Source organism: Labilibacter marinus (genome assembly GCF_001659685.2).
In the GTDB taxonomy this organism is placed as follows: Bacteria; Bacteroidota; Bacteroidia; order Bacteroidales; family Marinilabiliaceae; genus Saccharicrinis; species Saccharicrinis marinus.
Genome location: NZ_LXYE02000063.1, coordinates 1 through 3,243, shown reverse-complemented (window position 1 = coordinate 3,243; position 3,243 = coordinate 1). Strand labels below are relative to the sequence as shown.

General features: G+C 46.9%; 2 rRNA genes. Both read right to left on the bottom strand.

The annotated features are described in order from the left end of the window. Positions 1-93 precede the first annotated feature (93 nt). Positions 94-204, bottom strand: a 5S ribosomal RNA gene (gene rrf / locus A8L32_RS22405). 165 nt (positions 205-369) lie between these two features. Beyond that, a 23S ribosomal RNA gene (locus A8L32_RS22400) occupies positions 370-3,166 on the bottom strand. Positions 3,167-3,243: the final 77 nt, after the last annotated feature.

The following is a 3,243-nucleotide window of genomic DNA, read 5'->3' as shown; positions in this document are numbered from 1 at the left end:
TTATCTTTGGATATTCTAACGGTTTTTTAAAACAACAAAAGTGTATAAACGCAAAAAGAGCAACTACAAATTAATGTAATTGCTCTTTCTAAAAGTGGGCGGCGACCTACTCTCCCACATTTCTGCAGTACCATCGGCGCTAACGGGCTTAACTTCTCTGTTCGGAATGGGAAGAGGTGGGACCCCGTCGCTATAACCACCTGAATATCTTTATTTAAGTATCAAGTAAAAAGTATCAAGCAGTAAGAATATTTACATGTTGTAAATCATCTTGATACTTGTGTCTTGTATCTTGATACTATTATTAAACCTTAGTTTAATAATAACATACTAGCTCAATCAAAATCATACGCTTTTCCATAACGCACCAACTAAAAGTTTCGGGTAATTAGTACCACTCGGCTTTGACATTACTGCCTTTACACCTATGGCCTATCAACGTCGTAGTCTACAACGTCCCTCAAGGATATCTCATCTTGAAGCAGGCTTCGTGCTTAGATGCTTTCAGCACTTATCCCTTCCACACGTAGCTACCCAGCGATGCTCCTGGCGGAACAACTGGTACACCAGCGGTATGTCCATCACGGTCCTCTCGTACTAATGACAGGTCTTCTCAAATATCCTACGCCCACAACAGATAGGGACCGAACTGTCTCACGACGTTCTGAACCCAGCTCGCGTGCCACTTTAATGGGCGAACAGCCCAACCCTTGGGACCTTCTCCAGCCCCAGGATGTGACGAGCCGACATCGAGGTGCCAAACCGCTCCGTCGATATGAGCTCTTGGGAGCGATCAGCCTGTTATCCCCGGAGTACCTTTTATCCTTTGAGCGATGGCCCTTCCATGCGGAACCACCGGATCACTATGTCCTACTTTCGTACCTGGTCGACTTGTCGGTCTCACAGTCAAGCTTCCTTGTGCCATTACACTCTGCGGACGGTTACCAATCGTCCTGAGGAAACCTTTGAAAGCCTCCGTTACTCTTTTGGAGGCGACCACCCCAGTCAAACTACCCACCAAACAATGTCCGGATTAATCCGTTAGGCCACAGATAAGCAAAGGGACGTATTTCAAGGGCGACTAAACTACACCTGGCGATGCAGCATCAAAGTCTCCGTCCTATCCTACACATTACTTACCCACAACCAATGTTAAGTTGCAGTAAAGGTTCACGGGGTCTTTCCGTCCCGTTGCGGGTAATCGGCATCTTCACCGATACTACAATTTCACCGAGCTCATGGTTGAGACAGTGCGCACATCGTTACACCATTCGTGCAGGTCGGAACTTACCCGACAAGGAATTTCGCTACCTTAGGACCGTTATAGTTACGGCCGCCGTTTACTGGGGCTTCAATTCAGAGCTTCACCGAAGTTAACCCCTCCTCTTAACCTTCCAGCACCGGGCAGGTGTCAGGCCTTATACGTCTTCTTTCGAATTTGCAAAGCCATGTGTTTTTGATAAACAGTCGCATGCGCTATTTCTCTGCGGCCAGCCTAAACTGGCGCCCCTTTTCCCGAAGTTACGGGGCTAATTTGCCGAGTTCCTTAACCATGAATCACTCGAGCGCCTTAGTATACTCAACCCAACTACGTGTGTCCGTTTACGGTACGGGTCCCTATACTCGCTTTTCTCGGTACCGGCTGCTTTACTTCGCTTCGACCGAAGTCTAGGCTCAACGTACTATTCCGTCAGTACGTAGCAATCTCACCAATACGTCACTTTTATTGTATAGGAAGTACAGGAATATTAACCTGTTGTCCATCCACTACCCCTTTCGGGTTCGCGTTAGGTCCCGACTAACCCTGATCCGATTAGCGTTGATCAGGAAACCTGAGTTTTTCGGCGTGCGGGTTTCTCGCCCGCATTATCGTTACTTATGCCTACATTTGCTTTTCTAAGCGCTCCACAGAACATCGCCATTCTGCTTCAAAGCATTTAGAATGCTCCCCTACCACTTGTAATAAATTACAAATCCATAGCTTCGGTAGTATGTTTATGCCCGATTATTATCCATGCTCGATCGCTCGACTAGTGAGCTGTTACGCACTCTTTAAATGAATGGCTGCTTCCAAGCCAACATCCTAGCTGTCACTGCAATCAAACCGCGTTTGTTCAACTTAACATACATTTGGGGACCTTAGCTGATGGTCCGGGTTCTTTCCCTTTCGGACATGGACCTTAGCACCCATGCCCTCACTCCTATTCATCATTATACAGCATTCGGAGTTTATCAGGAGTTGATAGGCGGTGAAGCCCTCTCGTCCAATCAGTAGCTCTACCTCTGTATAACTAAAATAAGGCTGCACCTAAATGCATTTCGGGGAGTACGAGCTATTTCCAGGTTTGATTGGCCTTTCACCCCTACCCACAGTTCATCCGAAGACTTTTCAACGTCTGGCGGTTCGGTCCTCCATTCCGTGTTACCGGAACTTCAACCTGACCATGGGTAGATCACCTGGTTTCGCGTCTAGCGCAGCTAACTTTAGCGCCCTATTCAGACTCGCTTTCGCTTCGGCTACGTGACTGAATCACTTAACCTCGCTAACTACGACTAACTCGTAGGCTCATTATGCAAAAGGCACGCCGTCACAGAATAAATCTGCTCCGACCGCTTGTAAGCGCATGGTTTCAGGTACTATTTCACTCTCCTGTTCGGAGTACTTTTCACCTTTCCCTCACGGTACTGGTTCACTATCGGTCTTTTGGGAGTATTTAGCCTTACCGGATGGGCCCGGCAGATTCAGACAGGATTTCACGTGTCCCGCCCTACTCAGGATACTGATATCATATAAAACCTTACGTGTACGGGATTGTCACCCTCTTTGATCGTTATTTCCAAAACGTTCCACTTCAATTGTATAATCATAACTCAGTCCTACAACCCCAAAGTTGCCTAAACAACTTTGGTTTGGGCTGTTCCCCGTTCGCTCGCCGCTACTAGGGGAATCATTATTATTTTCTTCTCCTCCAGGTACTTAGATGTTTCAGTTCCCTGGGTTTGCTCTCCTTGCGGAGTGACTAGGCATCACCTAGCCGGGTTGCCCCATTCAGAAATTCTCGGATCAATAAATATTTGCTTCTCCCCGAGACTTATCGCAGCTTATCACGTCTTTCATCGCCTCCAAAAGCCTAGGCATTCACCATGCGCCCTTACTTACTTTCTTGTTGGTTTTGCTCTAACACAATATGCGTTATAGCAAACCTATGATTTTGATTGTTATTGCCAATATGTCAATGTACG